Below are 676 nucleotides of genomic sequence, written 5' to 3' on the forward strand. Positions count from 1 at the left end.
AGATCGAGCTCTCCGACAAGTTCGAGAACATGGGCGCCCAGATGGTGCGCGAAGTGGCCTCGAAGACCAACGACATCGCCGGTGACGGCACCACGACGGCGACGGTTCTGGCCCAGGCCATCGTGCGCGAAGGCGCCAAGGCAGTGGCCGCCGGCATGAACCCGATGGACCTCAAGCGCGGCATCGACCTCGCCACCGCCGAGGCCGTGAAGGACATCCAGTCCCGCGCCAAGAAGGTCGCCTCCTCCGAGGAAGTGGCCCAGGTCGGCACGATTTCCGCCAACGGCGACAAGGACATCGGCGAGATGATCGCCCATGCCATGCAGAAGGTCGGCAACGAGGGCGTGATCACGGTCGAGGAAGCCAAGACCGCCGAGACCGAGCTCGACGTCGTGGAAGGCATGCAGTTCGACCGCGGCTATCTCTCGCCGTACTTCATCACCAACGCCGAGAAGATGGTGGCCGAGCTCGAGGATCCCTACATCCTCATCCACGAGAAGAAGCTCTCGTCGCTCCAGCCCATGCTGCCGATCCTCGAGGCCGTGGTCCAGACCGGCAAGCCGCTCCTCATCATCGCCGAGGACGTGGAAGGCGAGGCGCTCGCCACTCTCGTGGTCAACAAGCTGCGTGGCGGCCTGAAGATCGCCGCCGTGAAGGCTCCGGGCTTCGGCGACCG

The 676-nt window shown here is 65.2% G+C and carries 1 protein-coding gene; it reads left to right on the forward strand.

Annotated elements, in window-relative coordinates:
• Window positions 1-676: chaperonin GroEL (gene groEL / locus KBI52_RS01075; protein WP_210804813.1), on the forward strand; the 676-nt coding region annotated here is incomplete at both ends.

This window comes from Microvirga sp. HBU67558 (genome assembly GCF_018069605.1).
In the GTDB taxonomy this organism is placed as follows: Bacteria; Pseudomonadota; Alphaproteobacteria; order Rhizobiales; family Beijerinckiaceae; genus Microvirga; species Microvirga terrae.